Here is a 17,889-nt window from a genome sequence, read left to right as displayed (position 1 = left end):
AGCATCGAGTTAATGTCTAGACCATTCAAGCGTGCCGAGGTCCCGAGCGGAAGACCTCGAAGTGAACGAATGGGGAAGAGTCGAATTCAGGCGGGATACGGCCGAGGCCGGCCGCATCGAAGAGATCCCTCGATGCGGCCGGCCTCGGCGCGGTTCAGTTCTGAACGGGAGTCCGCTGGTCGAACGGTCCGCGGTCGGGCTGGCAGACCGTGCCCTCGGCCGGCAGGGTGCCCTCGATGAAATATGTGTTGAGGGACTCGGCGATGCACTTGCTGTTGCCCAGCGCGCCGTGGCCGAACGTGTCGAGAGTCAGCAGGCGGGCGTTTCCGAGCAGCTTCGCCGTGCTCTGTGCGTCCTCGTACGGCGTCGCCGGGTCACCCTTGCCGTTGCCGACCACGAGAACCGGGTTGGCGGTCTCCCGGTCCCACGGGCCGGCGTAGTGGTCGCGGTCGTGCCCTGGCCAGGTGGCACAGGCCAGCGACAACCACGTCCAGTTCGAACCGAATCCCCGCGCCCCCCGGTCGGCCTTCCGGGCATAGCCAGACCAGGAGTGCGGATTGCCCGGGTTGCTCGAATCGGCGCAGAACACGGCCATGCCCTGCTCCGGGCCGGAGTAGCGGGCCTGCTGGTACCCAGGTCCCTGGACTGGCTCGGGCACCTGCACCGCGTCGGCCGCGGTCAACCGCGCGGCTGGGTCGATCGCGTCCGAAAGCGCCTGCAGGAACTCGGCGAGCGACGTCGAGGCGTCGGCACTGTAGAGCGAGCCGAGGGTGCTGCGCACCACGTCCTGGTAGGTGATCTCGACCTGCTCCCCACCGGACGAAGGAATGCTCACCGGCGCCTGACGCAGCCGGTCGAGAATCCGGTCGTACTTGTCCGCCAGATCGACCCCGGGTTCGTCGAACGCGCAGCGCTCGTCCCCGGAGCACGCCTCGAAGAAGCTCTTCAGCGCGTGCTCCGACCCGAGATGGCTGCCGAGACGGTAGGAGAACGGCTCGAATCGCTGAGCGGGGTGGTGACCGGTGGTCCATTCGACCGGGTCGAGTACGGCGTCGATGACCAGCGAGCCGACCTTGTCCGGGAACAGGTTGGCGTAGACGGAGCCGAGATGGCTGCCGTAGGAGATGCCGTAGTAGGACGTCATCTCCTCCCCAACCGCCTGCCGCAGCAGGTCCATGTCCCTGGCGACGTTCGCGGTCGACATGTGGTTGATCAGTGGCCCGGCGTTCTCCGCGCACAGCGCGGTGCCCTTGGCCGTGTCCTCGATGAGCTTGCGTTCCTGGGCGAGGGTGATCGGGAACTCCCCGCCCAGCAGTCGAGACTGGCTCCGGTCGGGGAAGCAGCGCAGCGGGGTGCTCGAGCCGATGCCGCGCGGATCGAACCCGACGATGTCGAAGCGTTCGTGGAGTTCGGGGGTGAGCTCGGGTGGGATCTGCCCCGAGCCACCCGGGCCGCCGGGGTTGTAGAAGATCGTGCCGAGCTTGCCCGCCTGGTCGGCGGCGGGCAGCTTGCCGAGGGCGAGAGTGATCCGCTGGCCGTGCGGGTCCCGATAGGACAGCGGGACTTCGGCCTCGGCGCACTCGTATCCCGGCGGGGCAGCCGCACACGGGCCCCAGCTCAGTTCGGGCACGGTTGCGCCGTTGGTTCCCTGCGAGGCCAACTCGCTACCAGTGGCCTGCGTCGACGTGAACACGCCGGTCATCAACGTGACAGCGGCCAGAACCGCTCCGGCGCGCACGAGAGAACGCCGCGACTTTCTCACCATCCCCGATCCCCTTCGGTAATCCATTACCAGCGAGGCCGACCCTAGCGGTCGGCGAGATCACCGCGCCAGGTCCGCTAGTCGGAAACCGAAAAGCCGCCATGACCACGTTGTGGCCATGGCGGCTTGCGTGCCCTGCGGTCAGAGCTCCGGGAACCAGAGCTTGAGCTCTCGCTCGGCCGACTCCGGCGAGTCGGAACCGTGCACCAGGTTGAACTGGGTCTCCAGCGCGAAGTCACCGCGCAGGGTGCCCGGCGTCGCCTTCTCCACGGGGTCGGTGCCGCCGGCAAGCTGACGGAACGCGGCGATGGCACGCGGGCCGTCGACTGCCAGCGCCACGACCGGGCCGGAGGTGATGAACTCGAGCAGTTCGCCGAAGAACGGCTTCTCCTTGTGCTCGGCGTAGTGCTCCTCGGCGACCGACCGCTCGACGGTGCGGAGCTCCAGCGCGGCGAGGGTCAGACCCTTGCGCTCGATGCGCGAGATGACCTCGCCCACGAGACCGCGCTTGACTCCGTCGGGCTTGACCAGGACCAGCGTGCGCTCACTCACGACGGTAACTCTCCATTCGTTTACTGCAGTTGAATGCGGCGAGCCTATCCATCGCCTCAGCGACGCTGCGGTCGCAGGGTCCTGGACCACAGCGAGGCACCGCTGCCATCGCGCAGATCCACCCGGAGTTCTCCCGACAACCCGTCGACGTTCAGTTCACCGAAATGCTGGAACCCGTCCATCGGCGAGGTGTTGGCCGCGGGTGGAGCATGGACGAAAACCGCCTCGGGGCCGAACGTGGGGTCCAAGGTGTTCGGGCCGAACGCTCCCGCGTTCAACGGTCCCGAGACGAACTCCCAGAACGGGTCGAAATTCCCCACGGCGGCCCGATCCGGCGAGTAATGATGCGCGGCGGTGTAGTGGACGTCCGCGGTCAGCCACACGGTGTTGCGCACCCTGCGACGAGTGATCTCCCGCAGCACCCAGGCGATCTCGCTCTCCCTGCCCGCCGGGGCGCCGGGCAGCCCGTTGGCGACGCCCTCGATGTCGTCGCCGTCGGGCACGATCAGGCCGACCGGCATATCGGACTGGATGATCTTCCACGTGGCCTTGCTCCTGGCGAGTTCGCGCACCAGCCAGTGTGCCTGCTGCCGGCCGAGAATCCGGCCGGGTTTCGTGCGGTCCGCGGTGTTCGGATCCCGGTGGCTGCGCATGTCGAGCACGAACACCTCGACGTGCGGCCCGTACCGGAAACTCCGGTAGATCCGGCCTTCGCTGTCCCGTCCGGGAGCCCCGTCCCCGAGCGGATGCCACTCCCGGAACGCGCGCGCCGCCCGTGCCGCCAGCACGTCCACCCGCTTCTCCGCGTACTGCGGCAGATCGAGGATCTCCCCCGGATACCAGTTGTTGACCACTTCGTGGTCGTCCCACTGCACGGACACCGGGACGGCCGCGGTGAAGGCACGCACGTTCTCGTCCAGCAGGTTGTAGGCGAACTGCCCCCGGTACTCGGCCAGTGTCTCGGCGACCTTCGCCTTCTCCGGCGTCACCAGGTTCCGCCAGACCCGCCCGTCCGGCAGGGTCACGGACTCGGCCAGCGGACCGTCGGCGTAGACGGTGTCACCGCTGTGCAGGAACAGGTCCGGCTCGCGGGCGGCCATGGCCGCGTAGGCAGTCATCCCGCCGATGTCGGGGTTGATGCCCCAGCCCTGCCCCGCGACGTCGCCGGACCAGACCAGCCGCACGTCACGCCCCCACACCGGAGCCGTGCGGAAGCGGCCGGTCACCGGCTCGCTCGCCACCCGTCCGTCGAGATCCACGGCGCGGACGCGGTAGTACACCTCACCACCGGGGACCAGACCGGGAAGCCGCACAGTGCCGGTGCCGTCGGTCTCCGGCGTCAGCAGAGGTCCCCGCACGAGACGGGCGCGGGCGAACGACGGATCGCGGGCGACCTCGACGACCATGCGGGACGGCCGGTCGGCCCTGGCCCAGACCAGGGCGGACCGGGTGGACACCTCGCCGGTCTGTACGCCGTGGGTCAGGACTGGACGGCCACCGCGCACCAGCGCGGGCGCGCCGAACGCGGGTGCCGCACCGAGCGCGCCCGCGGTGAGCACGCCCGCTCCGGCGAGCGCGGCGCGCAACGCGACGCGGCGGCTGTGTCGGTTGTGGTGGTCGGGGTGGGTCTGTTCGGTCATGCGGTTCTGTCTATCCCGTGCCGAAGACCGGTAGGCCAACTGGGGCTGTCGACCTGGTGAACCAGAGCGGCGGCACCGGAGCGGACTCCCCGAACAGTGCCGACCAGGCCGGAGCCATCGCTCAGGGCAGGTGCGCAAGCACGTTGACCACCGTGCCACTGGGGTCCTCCACAAAGAAGCGGCGCACGCCCCACGACTCGTCGGTGAGCGGGTAGACGATTCGTAATCCGCGCCGCACGACTTCGGCGTGTACCGCGTCAACCGTGGCCGCGTCGCCAACGTCGATCCCGAAGCGTGGTGGTGAGTCCTCCATGCCGAGTGGAAGTACGATCACCTGCCCCTCGGGACTGGTCGGATACTGCAGGCACAGGACCGGGTCTTCCATCGTGACCTCGAACCCGAACACCTCAGCGTAGAAGGCCCGGGACTCGGCAAGCTTGTTGCCGTCGGCGTAGGAAATGATTCTCTTGATCATCGTCACATCATCGCAGCCACGACCATCGCCGGTCTTGGAAAAAACGGACCTCCCTGCCCCGCAGGAGAAGTCCCGCACTTTCGCGGGAGGTGCCGGTTCAGGGATGGTGCGTCTGCAAGTACCACCAAGCAAGATCATCGGCACCGCCAACTACCTCCAAGCCTATGTCCACTCACGACACTTTCTCCGGGAAGTGGTTGGGGTGTAGGGGAATGTGATTGCTTCGTGCCGCTCGCCGAACCAGAGCCACCGTTCATCGACGGTGGGTGTTGAGGGAACGTGTGTTCGAGTAGCGTCGGTGGTGTGGACGTTGATGAGCAGGTGATTCCGGTGTGGCAGCTCTCCGAGGGGGAGCTGTTCGGTGGACTGCTCGAGTCCGAGAAAACTCTGCGTCGCCAGCTCGGGCGGATGTTGGAGTTCGTCGGCGAAGTCGAGAAGCGGGGTGTCGCTGTCGACCAGGGGTATGCGGGAACGGTGTCGTTGTTGATGATGGCCCTGCATCTGACCCGGGGTGAGGCGAAAGCGCGTCTGGCTCAGGCGACGACTCCGATGCCGCTGGTCGAGGAGGCTCTGCGGACCGGGGAGATCGGCGCCGCGCAGGTGCGGGAGATTCAGAAGGTCCTCGCCCAAGCACCCGACACCCTGCCCGAGGCCGAACGGCTCGCCACCGAGAACACGCTGGTCGAACTGGGGTGTCAGGCCGATGCCACTCAGGTCGCCAAGGTCGGGCAGCGGATCCTCGGGCACTGGGATGTCGAGGGCACGCCGCCGAAAGACCGGGAACATCCCCAGGGGCCGCATCGGGAGTTCCACGGCCGCTACCGCCGCGACGGGCAATACGTGTTCACCGGGCAGTTGGATCCGGAGTCGGCGGCCGAGTTCGAAGGCGTCATGCATCCGCTGGCGAAGCCCGACCCCGCCGACGCCGACGGCACCCGAGACCCGCGCAGTATTGCGCAGCGGCAGGGTGACGCCCTCGCGGAGATCATCAGCCGCACCGCGCGTGCCGACGACCTGCCCCTCACCGGCGGTGAACGCGCCGTGGTGACGGTGACAGTGTCGCTGGCCGAGCTGGAACAGCGCGCCGAGGCCGCGATGCTCAACGCAAGTGGCTACACCTCGATCAGCCAGCTCCGGCGGTGGTGCTGCGAAGCGAAGGTGCTGCCCGCTGTGCTCGGCACCCAGGGCGAGGTCCTCGACCTCGGTCGTGCCCAGCGTCTCGCCACACCGGCTCAGAGACGGGCCCTGGCCATCCGCGACCGGGGCTGCACCCGGCCAGGCTGCACACGCGGCCCGAAGTGGTGCCAGGTCCACCACGTGGTGTCGTGGATCGATGATGGACTGTCCGACCTGGACAACATGATCCTCGTTTGCGCGAAACACCACCGGGAGTTGCACCACACTGGCTGGTCGGCACGCATCCGCCACGGCACTCCGGAGTTCATCCCGCCCGAGTGGCTGGATCCGGAGCGGAAACCCCTCCGCAACTTCGCACACCATCCGCTCAGCCGACGCGGCCCGGACATACCCCGACAACGACAGGCAACCCCAGCACCCATACCGGCCGTAGTGTGGCGCTAGGCCCGCTTCTCACCGTGGGCCGCCGCTCGCACGAGCTGGGGTGGCTTCGGCCTGGAGCGTGACAGGAGACGCTGATGGGTTCGTTCGATGTGCCGCTGGATGACGAACGCACTCAGCTCGAGGCCTTCATCGAGGAGTACCGCAGTGCCATTGCGGCGACTCTCGACGGTCTTACCGAGGAACAGGCCCGCCGCCAGCTCGTGTCGTCGGCGACGACGCTGCTCGGGCTGCTCAAGCACGTCACCTGGATGCAGCGGGTGTGGTTCGAGGAGTGCGTCGGCGGCACCTCCCGCCGCGACCTCGGCCTGGTGCGGACTCCGGATGAATCCTTCCGGCTCACCGACGACGACACGGTCGCCTCGGTCACGGCAGCCCACCAGGCGGCCTGCGCCACGGCCAGGACGGCGGTCGCAGATCTGTCTCTGGACGCCGTCGTGACCGGGCACCGGGCCGGACCGCGCACACTTCGCTGGGTGTACCTGCAAGTTCTGCGGGAGCTGGCCCACCATTGCGGACACGCCGACATCCTGCGCGAACAGGTGCTTGCCGACTGAGAAGGCAGACCAGACCCTAAGGAGACTGCTGGCTGGGCAGCCTGCCCTCGGCCATCCTGCGTGCGACGTCTCGCCGCAGCCAGAACAGCCATAGCCAGAGTGCGAGGAACAACATTCCGATGATCGCGATCGCGGGAACGGCGACCACAAACGTCAACAGCGCCAGCTGCAACGCGATCACCGCAGGAATGGCCCACGGACGGCTCAGCAGACCGCACAGCACCAGCATCGCCACCGCGATGGCGATCACGGTCCAGCCCTGCCAGCTGGCGATGCCGCCACCCAGTTTCGCGACCACGGGCAGCGCCAGTGCCACCGCGATGGACTCCATGACCAGCGTGCCCGCCATGATCCCGCGGAAGGACTTCATCGGGTCCTTCACCGGCGGCTTCGCCGATGGCGGTTGCTTCGAGCTCGCGTCCTCTGCCTCGCTCATACCGGCTCCTTGCCGAACAACGTGCGCGCCTCACCTGCGAGGACGACCGAGCCGGTGATCAGCACGCCGCCCCCGGCGAGGGGTTCCTCGGGGTCGTCACCCTGTTCCACGAGTCCGATCGCGGTTTCGACGGCGGCGTCGACCGTGGGTTCGGCGGCCACCCGCTCTTCACCGAACACGGAGCGCGCCAGTTCGGCGAGTTCCTCCAGCGGCATGGCCCGAGGGGAGTTGCTGTTGGTCACCACGATGTCGGACACCACGGGTTCGAGGGCCTCGATGATGCCGCGCGCGTCCTTGTCCGCCATCACGCCGACCACGGCGGCGAGCCTGCGGAACGCGAACTCGTCGGTGATGGTGGTGGCCAGTGCGCGGGCACCGTGCGGATTGTGTGCGGCATCCAGCAGGACGGCGGGCGCCGCCCGGACGCGCTCCAGCCTGCCGGGGGTGGTCACTTCGGCGAAGGCCTCCCTGACCGCTTCGATGACCAGTTGGCGTTCGGGTCCCGCACCGAAGAACGCCTCCACCGATGCCAGAGCCAGCGCGGCGTTGGCGGCCTGGTGCGCACCGTGCAGCGGAAGGAAGATCTCCTCGTACACCCCGCCGAGCCCCTGCAGCCTGAGCATCTGCCCGCCGACCGCGACCTCGCGGGTGAGCACGCCGAACTCGCTGCCCGCCCTGGCGACCGTGGCGTCGACCTCCAGCACTCGTTCCAGCAGCACTCGTTCGACCTCGGGCTGCTGCTCGGCCAGCAAGGCCACACTGCCCGGTTTGATCACTCCGGCCTTCTCGTGTGCGGCACTGACGGCGTCCGGACCGAGGTACTCGACGTGGTCGATCCCGATCGGGGTGATGGCGGCGACCTGTGCGTCGGCCACGTTCGTGGCGTCCCACCGGCCGCCGAGGCCCACCTCGAGCACGGCGACCTCGACCGGGGCCTCGGCGAACGCGGCGAACGCCATGCCGGTGAGTACCTCGAACTTGCTCATCGGCGGGCCGTCCGGCTCGCTAGCCCTGTCCACCATGGACACGAAGGGCGCGACATCCCGGTAGGTGTCCACGTACTTCGACGCCGCGATCGGCGCGCCGTCCAGGCTGATTCGCTCGGTCACCATCTGCAGGTGCGGGCTGGTGTACCTGCCCACCCGCAGGCCCATCCGGGTCAGCAGGGCGTCGATCATCCTGGCGACGGACGACTTGCCGTTGGTGCCCGCGACGTGCAGCGCGGGGTACCCGGCCTGCGGATCGCCGAGCAGGTTCAGCAGGGTGGAGATCCGGTCGAGCGAGGGCGCGATCTTCGTCTCCGGCCAGCGCTCGTTCAGCTCGGCCTCGACCACGATCAACTCTCGCCGCGCCTGCTCCTCCAGTGCGGGGTCCTCCGCCACCGGCGCGTCCTCGGCCTCCGCCGAGTCCTCCGGGGCGTCCGGCAGCGGGCCGGCGATGAAGTTGTCCCCGCGGGTCAGCTCGGCGGGGAACTCGTCGTCGACCGGCTCGGAACCTGAGTCGTCGAACTCACCTCGCGGCACACACACTCCCAACTTCTGCCTGCTCACGGACGTTGGCGAGTCTACGTGCGAGTGCCGCACAGCTACGGGCCGGTACCGGCGGCCTTGTGCCACTGGTACCGGCCCGTACGACCGGGCACCGTCAGGGCGGGCCCTCCGGCGCGTGGTCGGAGGTCAGTTCGCCCTCCACTCCCTGTGGCGGGAGGAACACGTGCACGTGCCCGAGACCGGCCTCGATCCCGGCGACATCGAGCTGGCTCGCCGCGACGGACCACGCCACCACGGCGTCGTCGCGCAGCTCACCGGCCAGTGCACGCAGCTGCTGCGCCTCCGCGCCCTCGACGCGCAGTGAGACCGCGTAGGTCTCGACCGCTCGACCGAGGATCGTGACCGCACCGGCCAGGCCCGACCGGGCGAGATTGACCGCTGTCCCACCCGACGGCCGGTCCGCGAAACGCGCGGCGGCGGACTCGACCGCCGAACGCCACCGCTGTACCTCCGCGCTCGTCGCGACACCGGTCGCATCGCCGTCCAGCTCGGCGAAGCCGGAAAGGACCGGCAGCACATCCGTCCGCGCCTCCTCGGCCAGCCCGACCAGGTCACCGGTCAGTCCGGCGTCGCGTTCCCGCTCCGCCTCCTGCAGTTCGGCCGTTCGTTCCTGCAGCGCGCTGTCGGAGTCCCCCGAACTCCACAGCCCGGGCAGGACCAACGCGAGTCCCACCAGGACCAGGGCGGCGACCAGCCCGGCCGCCCCCCTCTTTCCGAGGCCGGGCAGCCGGTGCCGCGACGAGCGAACCCGTCGCGGCACCGGCCGGTGCGAGGATCGGCCCGGCATCCGACCTCGCGTCTTGGACGAACTCATCAGCCGCGCCACTGGCCGATCAGTTCCTCGGCATCGCGGATCAGGACCGACTTCGCCTGCTCGTCGTCGACGTTCCGCTCCGCTGTTCTGGCGAAGACGCCCATGGTGTGCACCGCAGCGCGCTCCACACCGTGGGCCACGAGCAACGTCGTCACCGCGAGCGAAGCCTTGAGCTGCTTCGACGTCTTCGCATCGATCCGGTCCTCGTCGGTGAACCTGTCGACGAGCGTGCGCACGTCCTCCAGCGAGGTTCCGACCGTGAACGTCACCGTCCGCTCCGTGACGTTGCCCGCCACGTCCGCGGCGGTGACCACGAGCGCGTGCTCGCCGAGCGCGATGGTGTGCAGCGGCAGCACAGCGCCGTTGTCCACCGCCTCGCCGTCGAGCGTGGCTCCGGTCGTTCCCGCACCCGAGGTCGCGTCCGCGGCCTCCCAGGCTAGTGTCAGATCGGCAGAGTCGCCGTAGCGAGTGCCGTCCTGCACACCGGACACGGTGAGTTCCGGCGCGGTCGCGTCGACCTTCACCTCGACGACGCCCGCTTCCTCGACGTTGCCCGCCTGGTCCGTGGAGCGGTAGTGCACTGTGTGCGCACCGTCTCCGGCGACCGCGAACGGTTCGGTGTAGGCAGTCCATTCGCCACCGTCCACCTGGTATTCGGTTTCGGCCACGCCGGAACCCGCACCGTCGTCCGCGGACAACGAGACCGCCGGAGCCGAGCGGTACCAACCGCCCGCACCGTCGGGCTCGCCCGGCTCCAGGCTCGCCGTGGTGACCGGCGCCTGCTCGTCCGCCTGTCCGGCACTGAGACGGAACCAGTCGAAGCCGACCGTCACCGGACCCGCGGTCTGCTGCGGTCCGACGGCCATCAGCCCGACCTTGGCCTCCGGCACGGCGTTCGTCACCGGCGCACCGACCGAGGTCCACTCCTCACCGTCGTGGCTGATCCAGCCCTCGTAGGAGTCGCCCACCTTGGCCAGACGCAGGTGCCACCAACCGCTCTCCGTGTCACCAAGAGCGATCGACCGGTTGCCACCGTTGCCGAACTGCCCTTCGTTCTCCGAGACGAGCTCGGCACGCAGGCTCTTCGCCGATCCGGCCTCGTTCACGGCGACCACGTCGAACTTGACGTAGTCGTCGTCGGTGCCGTGCACCATGAACCCGGCCAGCTGGTACCGCTCCACCAGCGGTGCCCGCATCTTCGTCTCCACGGTCCAGTCACCCTCGGGTGCCTGCTGCAGAACGAAGTTGGGCGGATCGTCGTTCGACCCTCCGTTGATGTCGGCGTTCACGGTGTCGATCCGCAGCTCGCCCTCCTCGACCCGCATGGTCGAGAGGTCGGGCCGCACCACCGCGTTCCAGCGGCAGCCGTCGAGCCGGTCGCCGTCGAACTCGTCGCCCGGCTCCACCTGCGCCCCCGTGCTCGAAGAGACACGGAAGTAGTCGAAGGACGCGTCGATCTCCGGCGCGGGCGTGTCGCCCTTCAGCGCGTAGAGGCCGAGCTGACCCTCCGCGACACCGTCGACCGGGTAGGAGTCACCGTAGGCGGTCCAGGTGACACCGTCGGCCGAGGTGTACGCCGTCAGCGACGTGCCGTCGCTCTCCATGCGCAGGTGAAAGCTGGTGCCGTCGGTCGCGAGGGCGCCCTTGCGGATCTCCCGCTGGCCTCCCGACTCCCGCACGAACTCCAGTTCCCGGCCCGAACCGTTGGACTGGACGTTCACCCTGGCGTAGTTGTCGTTGTCCGCCAGCAGCATGAGTCCGGCCTGCTGCCACTGCTGCGTCGCGTCGATCGTCACCAGTGTGGTCGCCGACCAGCTGCCACCCGGTGCCGCTTGCCCGACGAACGAGATCGGTCCCTGCGCACCTCCGTTGATGTCCCCCGCCGCGGTCGGCAGGGCCAGGTGACCGTCGGCCACCGTGTACTGCGAACCATCCGGGCGGACAGTGGTCCAGCGCTCGCCGTCGAGTGCATCGCCGGAGAACTCGTCGGACCCGGGCGTGAGGCACTCGATCGGGGGCGACACCTTGGGGGTCGCCACGATCGGGACGCTCGCCTGCTTGCTGCGGCCCGCGCTGTCGGTGACCGTCACCTTCGCGGTGTACTCCCCCGCCTCGGTGTACGTGTGACCGACCTGAGCACCGGACGCGGTGGCGCCGTCACCGAAGGCCCACTCGTAGGTGAGCGGCTCATCCCCTTCGGGATCGGTCGCCGTGGCGGTGAAGTCCACCTTCAACGGGGCGTTGCCCGTCGTCGGCGTCGCCTCCACCTGCACGTGCGGAGCCGCGTTGACCGCGACGCCCTTGCCGACGAACGACAGCGAATCGAGGTCGTACGGACCCGCCGCGGCCGAGCGGAACACCACGAACAGCTCAGTCGTGCTACCCGGGTCGGTGATGTTCACCGGCGGGAGCGTGACGTAGTTGTTCCAGCCACCCGTGTTCGGCACCTCCACCGTCGCCAGTACTTCCCCGTCGGGGGCGCCTGCGCGGAACTCGATCGAACCACCGTCACCACCGGACGAGGCCCGAACCGCGACCTGATCGATACCGGTGAGGTTCATCGGCGAGAACGAGATCCAGTCCCCGTCGCTGATGTCACCGATCCGCCTGCCTGCCTCCGCGCCGGCCTGCTCCACCACTCGGATGCCCGAGGAGTTGGTGAAGTACTCGGCCTGCTTGTGCTTCGGCTGCAGGATCGCCGTGTCCCTGCCCACCAACGGCGGCAGCTCGCCCGCGCCGTTGTCGGTGTAGCTCGCGTCGACCGAGTAGAAGATGTTCGCATCCGCGTGGCCATCATCCACAATGGTCTGGAACGTGCCCTCACACGCGTTGACCGGGTCCAGTGGGTGAGCATGCGCGTCGTGGCCGAGTGCCGGCTGCACCACGACCTTGCCGCAGTCGATCTCGCCGTCCTCGGCATCGGTCACACCCACGTCGAAGGCGATCTCGTCACCGAAGTCGAACATGCCGCCGTCCGGCGGTGCCGCGAGATCGACCACCGGCTCCGTGTTGCCCACCGTGACGGTCACGTTGGCGACCCCGGCCTTGCCGGTCTCGTCGGTGACCGTGAGCTGGGCGTTGTACGTGCCGTTCTCGGTGTAGGTGTGCGCGGGGTTGGCCTCGCTGGAGGTACCACCGTCACCGAACGTCCAGGCGTGCGTCAGTCCCGTTCCCTCGGGATCGCTCGATCCCTCGCTGGAGAAGGCCACCTCGAGTGGCGCGATTCCGGAGGACGGGGTCGCCGTCGCCTTCGCGATCGGCCTGCGGTTGCCCTGCGTGTAGTCGATCCGGTAGAGGCCGGAGTCGGGGTTGTCCCTTCCGTAACCACCGCCCCACTCCAGCAGGTACATCGAGCCGTCCGGACCGAACCGCATGTCCATCGGCGCGAGGGTCTCGACGCTGTCGAGCCACGGGGCGATCTCCAGCAGCGACCCCTGCTCGTCGAGGTTGAAGTTGAAGATCCGGTTCCGGGCCCACTCGTAGAAGAACGGCTTGCCGTCGTAGTAGGCCGGGAACTTCGTCTCCGACTCCAGTTCGGGGTCGTACCGGTACACCGGACCCGCCATGGGGGCCGCACCACCGGTCTCCAGCACCGGGAACTCCGCCGACTCGCCGTAGCCGTACCAGACGTCCGCGGCCTTGGCCGCGGGCAGCTCGGTCAGGCCGGTGTTGTTCGGCGAGTCGTTGACCGGGTTGGCACAGTCGAACTTCGCCCCCGAGGTGGACGTGGCGAAGTCGTAGTCGTTGTAGGCGATGTTGTCGGCGATGCAGTACGGCCAGCCGTAGAACCCGGGCTCCCGGATGATGTTCCACTCCACCTTGCCGTCCGGGCCCCGGTTCGGGTTGGCGCTGCGGGAGTCCGGACCATAGTCGGCCATGTAGATCGTGCCGTCGGTGTCGACGCTGAACCGGAACGGGTTACGGAAACCCATCGCGTAGATCTCCGGGAGCGTCTTCTCGGTTCCCGGAGCGAACATGTTGCCCTCGGGAATGCTGTAACCGCCCTCGGCCTCCGGGTGTACCCGGAGGATCTTGCCGCGGAGGTCGTTGGTGTTCGCCGAGGCCCGCTGGGCGTCGAACAGGGACCGCCCCTCGCGCTCGTCGATCGGCGCGTAACCGCTGGACTGGAACGGGTTGGTGTCGTCGCCGACGCCGATGTAGAGGTTCCCGTCCGGACCGAACGTCAGGTACCCGCCGGTGTGTCCCGGCTCCTCGAGCCTGGACGCGGGGATGTCGAGCAGTTTCTTCTCGGTGTCCGCGAGGATCGCGTTGCCCTCCACGTTGAACCGCGAGACCCGATTGATCTCGGCGTCGCCTGGAGGCGAGTAGTACAGGTAGATCCAGCCGTTGTCGGCGAAAGCCGGGTCGAAGGTGAGCCCGACGAGACCGTCCTCACCACCGGAGTAGACCGGCAGGTCCAGTGCGACGGAGGTGCTGCCGCTGGCCGGATCGTAGACCTTCACCTGGCCGAGGATCTCGGTGTAGAAGACGCGCCCGTCCGGGGTGATGTCGAGCGCGGTCGGCGCCTTGGTGTTGCTGTCCAGTGCCACCTTCTCGAAAGCATTGTCCACAGTGGCCGAGCAGTCGGCTTCCTCCACGCCTGCCGCGGTGCGGACACCGCCGAGCAGGTGCTCGACGAACAGCGGTTCGCTGTAGGCGCCCTGCGGATGCCCCATGGCCGTGGCCCAGACCCGCGCCGTACCCACCTCACGGCACCACGAGATCGGGTGGTCCGCACCCATCGCGTCGCCGCCGGGGTTGTACGTGGACTCGTCGGCGGTGACCAGGACGTGCGCCTTGCCGCGGATGTTCTGGTCGAAGTTGTACCACTCCTCCGCGCGCTCCCACCGGTCCGGCAGTCCCTTGGTGGACGGGTGCTGCCGGTCGGCGACGTTGGCGGTGCCCTCGAGCACGCCGGGTGAGTGCGAGGGCATGTGTGCACCCGCGTTGACCAGTTCGTCCCACCACGGGAACTCGGACTCGATCCCCATGTCCGTGGCGTTGTGGATCGCGGCGATACCACCACCGTTGTCCACGTAGGACTGAATGGCCTGGCGCTGCTCGTCGTTCTCCCAGACCATGCCCGAGGTCTGGAACATGATCACGACGTCGTAGTTGGCGAGGTTGGCGTCGGTGAAGACGGCGGAATCCTCGGTGTGGTCCAGCGTGAAATGGTGGTCGACAGCCAACTGCTCGAAGAGCGCGACGCCTGCGGGAATGGAGTCGTGCCGGTAGCCGGCTGTCTTGGTGAACAACAGGGCGTTGAACTCAGGATCCTGTTCGTGCCCGGGGTGCGCCTGCACCGCCGCCGGAACTAGTCCGAGCGCGACGAGCGTGGAGAGTACGACGGCGCCCACCCGCAGCAAGAATCTCTTGCGTGTGCTCATGGGTTCCTCACGTAAGGGGACTGGGAGGGTTCTTCGGCGTGCCGGCGCCGTACAGCAAGGAGCCTTCGATCAGGCCATATGCGACATCACCTCCCTGAGATGACGCAAACCGTTGCCGGCCAGCAGATCCTGGCTCTCGGCCAGCGGTCGCCAGATCGAGGCGGCCGTGGCGATGCTTCGGTTGTGTGCGGTGAACGACTCGATGCACAGCGGGCCGGAGTAACCCGCTTCGCCGATCGCGGTCAGCAGCGCGGACCAGTCGAAGTGATCCCGGCCTGGTGCTCCCCTGTCGTTCGCGCACACCTGGACGTGCGCGATCCGACCGGCGGCCGACCGGATCGCAGCGGGCAGATCGGTTTCCTCGATGTTCTGGTGATAGATGTCCAGCGCGATCCCGCAAGCGCTTTCTTCAAGGTCACCAAGACCACTCAGGGTCTGCTCAATGGTGTTGAACAGACTGGTCTCGTACCGGTTGAGCGGCTCGACCGCGACTCGGAGGCCCATCGAAGAAGCGTGCTCGAGCACGGGCGCGAGGTTCTCCCGCCACTGGGCGAGGCAGTCCGCCCGCTCCTGGTCGGTCATCCGCCAGGTGCGGCCCACCGACGAGTAGGCGGGGCCCGCGATGACCGGTGAGCCGACCTCGGCGGCGACGTCGAGACAGTGCCGGAGGTAGTCCTGCGATTCGGCGATCACCCTGTCGGAGTCCAGGACCAGCTCCCGGCCCGGTGGCATCACCAGCGCCACCGTGGCCGAGAGCCCGAGGTCCGACAGCAGCGTCGCCGCTGCCGCCGGATCCCAGTCACCCGGGTTCTCCACCGGCATCTCGATCACCTCGAAGCCGAGTTCGGCCACGTGCGGTGCGAGCATGCGCAACGCGGCGTCGTCGAGTGGCGAGGCCCAGACCCAGGTGTTGACCCCGATCGCGTGCCTGAACGTCACTGCCAGCGCTCCGGGTAGCCCGGCATGTCCTGGCAGCCGCACAGACCGTAGTGCAGCGGCGGCATTCCCGCGGTGAGGTACTGGTCGAGCGAACCCGAGTCGATGACCGGCTGCGGCAGGATCCACTCCTTGGGCACCTCTTCGCCGTTCAGGATCTTCAGCGCCGCGATGACCGGGGTACGCCACTGGTAGGTGGGGTAGGTCGGCGCGAGCGCGGTCAGGTTCTCGTTCTTCCACTTCTCCATGAACTGCTGCTGGTCCTCACCGGAGATCGCGGGAGCCTCGGCGCCCGCGTCCTCGAACGCTTCCAGCACCGCAACGGCGGCCGTGCCGTCGTCCATCCAGATCCCGTCGATCTGGCCTTCCCGCTGCAGGTAGTCGGAGACGACGCTCTTGGCCTTCGCGCTGTCGTTCTCGGTGAACTCGGCGCCGACCACCTCCACACCGCGCTCCTGGAAGATCCGCTCGGCCGCGGCCCAGCGGTGCTCCAGGACGTCCACGCCGGGCAGCACCCGCAGACCGAGCACCTTGCCGCCCTCGCCGACCTCGTCAGCGAGGAACTCGGCCGCGCTGGCTCCGAAGGCGTAACCGCCGATCGGGTGGATGAAGGTGACCGGGCAGTCGGTGTCGACGCCACGGTCGAACACGATCACCGGGGTGCCGGTGGCGCACGCCTGCTCGACCGCGGGCGTGAGCGTGGCGGTGGTGTTCGGTGACACGATCAGCGCGTCACAACCCTGCGAGGTCAGCGACTGGATGTCACTGATCTGCTTGTCGTCCTTGGCCTCGGCGTCCAGCACGGTGAAGTCGGAGATGCCGTCGTGCAGATCGGCCTCGGCCTGCATGGTCTTCCAGCCGACCTGGCGCCACGGGTTGTCCACCGAGGCGTTGGAGAAGCAGACCTTGTGCGGCCCGTCCTTGGCGTACTCGGAGGTGTCCACCATCTCCGGCTCCAGCGCCTGCTCCCACGGCTTGTCCGCGGGCCCTTCCGGTGTCGCGTCACGCAGAGCCAGTTGCCGGTCGTACTCCGCCTGGTCGAAGAACTCCGAGGCGTTGCCCGCGTCCTGACTCGACGACTCCCCAGCGGGGGCCGCCGCGTCACCATCGGCGGGCAGGTCGCTGGAGCACGCCGCGAGGGTCAGCAGACCCGCGGCGAGCACGGCGATGGTCACTTTCTTCATTCACTTCTCCTGAACATTTTGCGGAGCGAGAACCGGTTTCCTACCGAGGCATATGCGACGGCAGCGATGATGATCACCCCTTGTACGGCCGACTCGAGTCCACCGGAGACACCGAGCAGATTGAGCAGGGAGAACAGGGCTTCCAAGGTCAGCGCACCGGCCATTGCGGCCACCACGGAACCGCGGCCGCCGCCGAGGAGGACGCCGCCGAGGACGACCGCGGTGATGACCCGGAACTCCAGGCCCTCCCCCACCTGAGCCGAGACACCGGCGAAGCCACCCAGCAGGATCGCGGCAACGGCAGCAGACAGTCCGGAAAGGACGAACGCGAGGGTGCGGACGCGTTCGACGTTGCCGCCGCCGAGCCGGACGACGGCGGGATTGTCACCGATCGCCACGAGCAGGCGGCCTGTGCTCCCCCGCATGAACAGCACCGCGAGTGCCACGAGCACCGCGAGCACGAGCACCGACCAGGGCAGCTGGCCGATCAGCGGGACGTCGATCCCCTCCCTGCCGAGTGTCCGGAACGCCTCGGACAGCGCACCGCGTGGGGAGCCGCCGGTCCAGAGGAACACGGCACCGTCGAGCACCAGCAGCATGCCGAGCGTAACGATGAAGGACGGCACCAGCAGTCGCGTCGTGATGAGCCCGTTGACCAGCCCGACCAGCGCGCCGAATCCGAGGATGAACAGGATCACCCAGAGCGTCGCCGACTCGTCGCCGTCGATCAACCGCGCCGCGATCACCACCTCCGCGGTCACCAGCGACCCCACGGAGAGGTCGAAACCTCCGCTGACGATGACGAAGTACTGGCCGATCGCGAGGATCATCAGCGGCGCCGCGCGCTTGAGCAGCGCGAGGTAGCCCTCCGGCTCGCTGTAGGCGGCACCGGCGAACGCCAGTGCGATCAGCAGCACCGCGAGAACCGCGAGCACGGGCCCCGTGCCCTGGGCCAGTTTCGGGCGGAACGAGCGGGCGGGAGCAGCCGCGGTTTCCTTCGTGCGTGTCATGTCGTTTC

At 68.3% G+C, this 17,889-nt stretch carries 13 protein-coding genes; 2 read left to right on the top strand and 11 right to left on the bottom strand.

Annotation, left to right across the window (positions count from 1 at the left end):
• Window positions 1–154: 154 nt before the first annotated feature.
• From BM199_RS13705 to BM199_RS13690, 4 genes are all read right to left on the bottom strand, one after another.
• Window positions 155–1,765, bottom strand: coding sequence for an alpha/beta hydrolase (locus BM199_RS13705; RefSeq protein ID WP_245788345.1), 1,611 nt, complete (start codon window positions 1,763–1,765; stop codon window positions 155–157).
• Window positions 1,766–1,903: 138 nt separating this feature from the next.
• The gene (gene ndk, locus BM199_RS13700) at window positions 1,904–2,314 is read right to left on the bottom strand and encodes a nucleoside-diphosphate kinase (protein ID WP_091673477.1); all 411 of its coding nucleotides are present in this window, start codon (window positions 2,312–2,314) and stop codon (window positions 1,904–1,906) included.
• A 56-nt stretch (window positions 2,315–2,370) separates the two neighbouring features.
• The gene (locus tag BM199_RS13695) at window positions 2,371–3,954 is read right to left on the bottom strand and encodes an alkaline phosphatase D family protein (protein WP_091673475.1); all 1,584 of its coding nucleotides are present in this window, start codon (window positions 3,952–3,954) and stop codon (window positions 2,371–2,373) included.
• A 121-nt stretch (window positions 3,955–4,075) separates the two neighbouring features.
• Window positions 4,076–4,429 carry a VOC family protein gene (locus BM199_RS13690; protein WP_091673473.1) on the bottom strand — a complete coding sequence of 118 codons (354 nt, stop codon included), beginning with the start codon at window positions 4,427–4,429 and terminating at the stop codon, window positions 4,076–4,078.
• Window positions 4,430–4,732: 303 nt separating this feature from the next.
• On the opposite strand from BM199_RS13690, the gene BM199_RS13685 reads away from it, so the two are divergent.
• Window positions 4,733–6,010: an HNH endonuclease signature motif containing protein gene (locus tag BM199_RS13685; RefSeq protein WP_245788344.1), complete on the top strand. Its 1,278-nt coding sequence runs from the start codon at window positions 4,733–4,735 to the stop codon at window positions 6,008–6,010.
• A 74-nt stretch (window positions 6,011–6,084) separates the two neighbouring features.
• Window positions 6,085–6,564: a DinB family protein gene (locus BM199_RS13680; RefSeq protein WP_091673471.1), complete on the top strand. Its 480-nt coding sequence runs from the start codon at window positions 6,085–6,087 to the stop codon at window positions 6,562–6,564.
• 16 nt (window positions 6,565–6,580) lie between these two features.
• On the opposite strand, the gene BM199_RS13675 is transcribed toward BM199_RS13680, so the two are convergent.
• From BM199_RS13675 to BM199_RS13645, 7 genes are all read right to left on the bottom strand, one after another.
• Window positions 6,581–7,000 carry a DUF4233 domain-containing protein gene (locus tag BM199_RS13675; RefSeq protein WP_091673470.1) on the bottom strand — a complete coding sequence of 140 codons (420 nt, stop codon included), beginning with the start codon at window positions 6,998–7,000 and terminating at the stop codon, window positions 6,581–6,583.
• Complete coding sequence (folC, locus tag BM199_RS13670; RefSeq protein ID WP_245788362.1) at window positions 6,997–8,460, bottom strand: bifunctional tetrahydrofolate synthase/dihydrofolate synthase; 1,464 nt, start codon at window positions 8,458–8,460, stop codon at window positions 6,997–6,999. Before folC ends, BM199_RS13675 begins: the two co-directional genes overlap by 4 nt.
• Before the next feature lie 184 nt (window positions 8,461–8,644).
• Window positions 8,645–9,310: a hypothetical protein gene (locus BM199_RS13665; protein WP_177242615.1), complete on the bottom strand. Its 666-nt coding sequence runs from the start codon at window positions 9,308–9,310 to the stop codon at window positions 8,645–8,647.
• 53 nt (window positions 9,311–9,363) lie between these two features.
• Window positions 9,364–14,751, bottom strand: a complete 5,388-nt coding sequence (locus tag BM199_RS13660; RefSeq protein WP_091673465.1) for a ThuA domain-containing protein — start codon at window positions 14,749–14,751, stop codon at window positions 9,364–9,366.
• Between the two features lie 69 nt (window positions 14,752–14,820).
• Window positions 14,821–15,690 carry a sugar phosphate isomerase/epimerase family protein gene (locus tag BM199_RS13655; protein WP_218160342.1) on the bottom strand — a complete coding sequence of 290 codons (870 nt, stop codon included), beginning with the start codon at window positions 15,688–15,690 and terminating at the stop codon, window positions 14,821–14,823.
• Complete coding sequence (locus BM199_RS13650; protein ID WP_091673463.1) at window positions 15,687–16,871, bottom strand: substrate-binding domain-containing protein; 1,185 nt, start codon at window positions 16,869–16,871, stop codon at window positions 15,687–15,689. The genes BM199_RS13655 and BM199_RS13650 overlap by 4 nt, the downstream gene beginning before the upstream one ends.
• Window positions 16,868–17,881 carry an ABC transporter permease gene (locus BM199_RS13645; protein ID WP_091673461.1) on the bottom strand — a complete coding sequence of 338 codons (1,014 nt, stop codon included), beginning with the start codon at window positions 17,879–17,881 and terminating at the stop codon, window positions 16,868–16,870. Before BM199_RS13645 ends, BM199_RS13650 begins: the two co-directional genes overlap by 4 nt.
• Between the last annotated feature and the right edge of the window lie 8 nt (window positions 17,882–17,889).

The organism is Amycolatopsis marina (genome assembly GCF_900111885.1).
Classification (GTDB): domain Bacteria; phylum Actinomycetota; class Actinomycetes; order Mycobacteriales; family Pseudonocardiaceae; genus Amycolatopsis; species Amycolatopsis marina.
The sequence above is the reverse complement of the archived record's forward strand: the minus strand, read 5'-3'. Positions and strand labels throughout refer to the sequence as shown.

Bases quoted from the DNA above. Each gene is read 5' to 3' on its own strand.
- BM199_RS13705 (WP_245788345.1), bottom strand. From the start codon at position 1,765: ATGGTGAGAAAGTCGCGGCGTTCTCTCGTGCGCGCCGGAGCGGTTCTG.
- BM199_RS13695 (WP_091673475.1), bottom strand. From the start codon at position 3,954: ATGACCGAACAGACCCACCCCGACCACCACAACCGACACAGCCGCCGC.
- BM199_RS13690 (WP_091673473.1), bottom strand. From the start codon at position 4,429: ATGATCAAGAGAATCATTTCCTACGCCGACGGCAACAAGCTTGCCGAG.
- BM199_RS13680 (WP_091673471.1), top strand. From the start codon at position 6,085: ATGGGTTCGTTCGATGTGCCGCTGGATGACGAACGCACTCAGCTCGAG.
- BM199_RS13675 (WP_091673470.1), bottom strand. From the start codon at position 7,000: ATGAGCGAGGCAGAGGACGCGAGCTCGAAGCAACCGCCATCGGCGAAG.
- BM199_RS13660 (WP_091673465.1), bottom strand. From the start codon at position 14,751: ATGAGCACACGCAAGAGATTCTTGCTGCGGGTGGGCGCCGTCGTACTC.
- BM199_RS13650 (WP_091673463.1), bottom strand. From the start codon at position 16,871: ATGAAGAAAGTGACCATCGCCGTGCTCGCCGCGGGTCTGCTGACCCTC.
- BM199_RS13645 (WP_091673461.1), bottom strand. From the start codon at position 17,881: ATGACACGCACGAAGGAAACCGCGGCTGCTCCCGCCCGCTCGTTCCGC.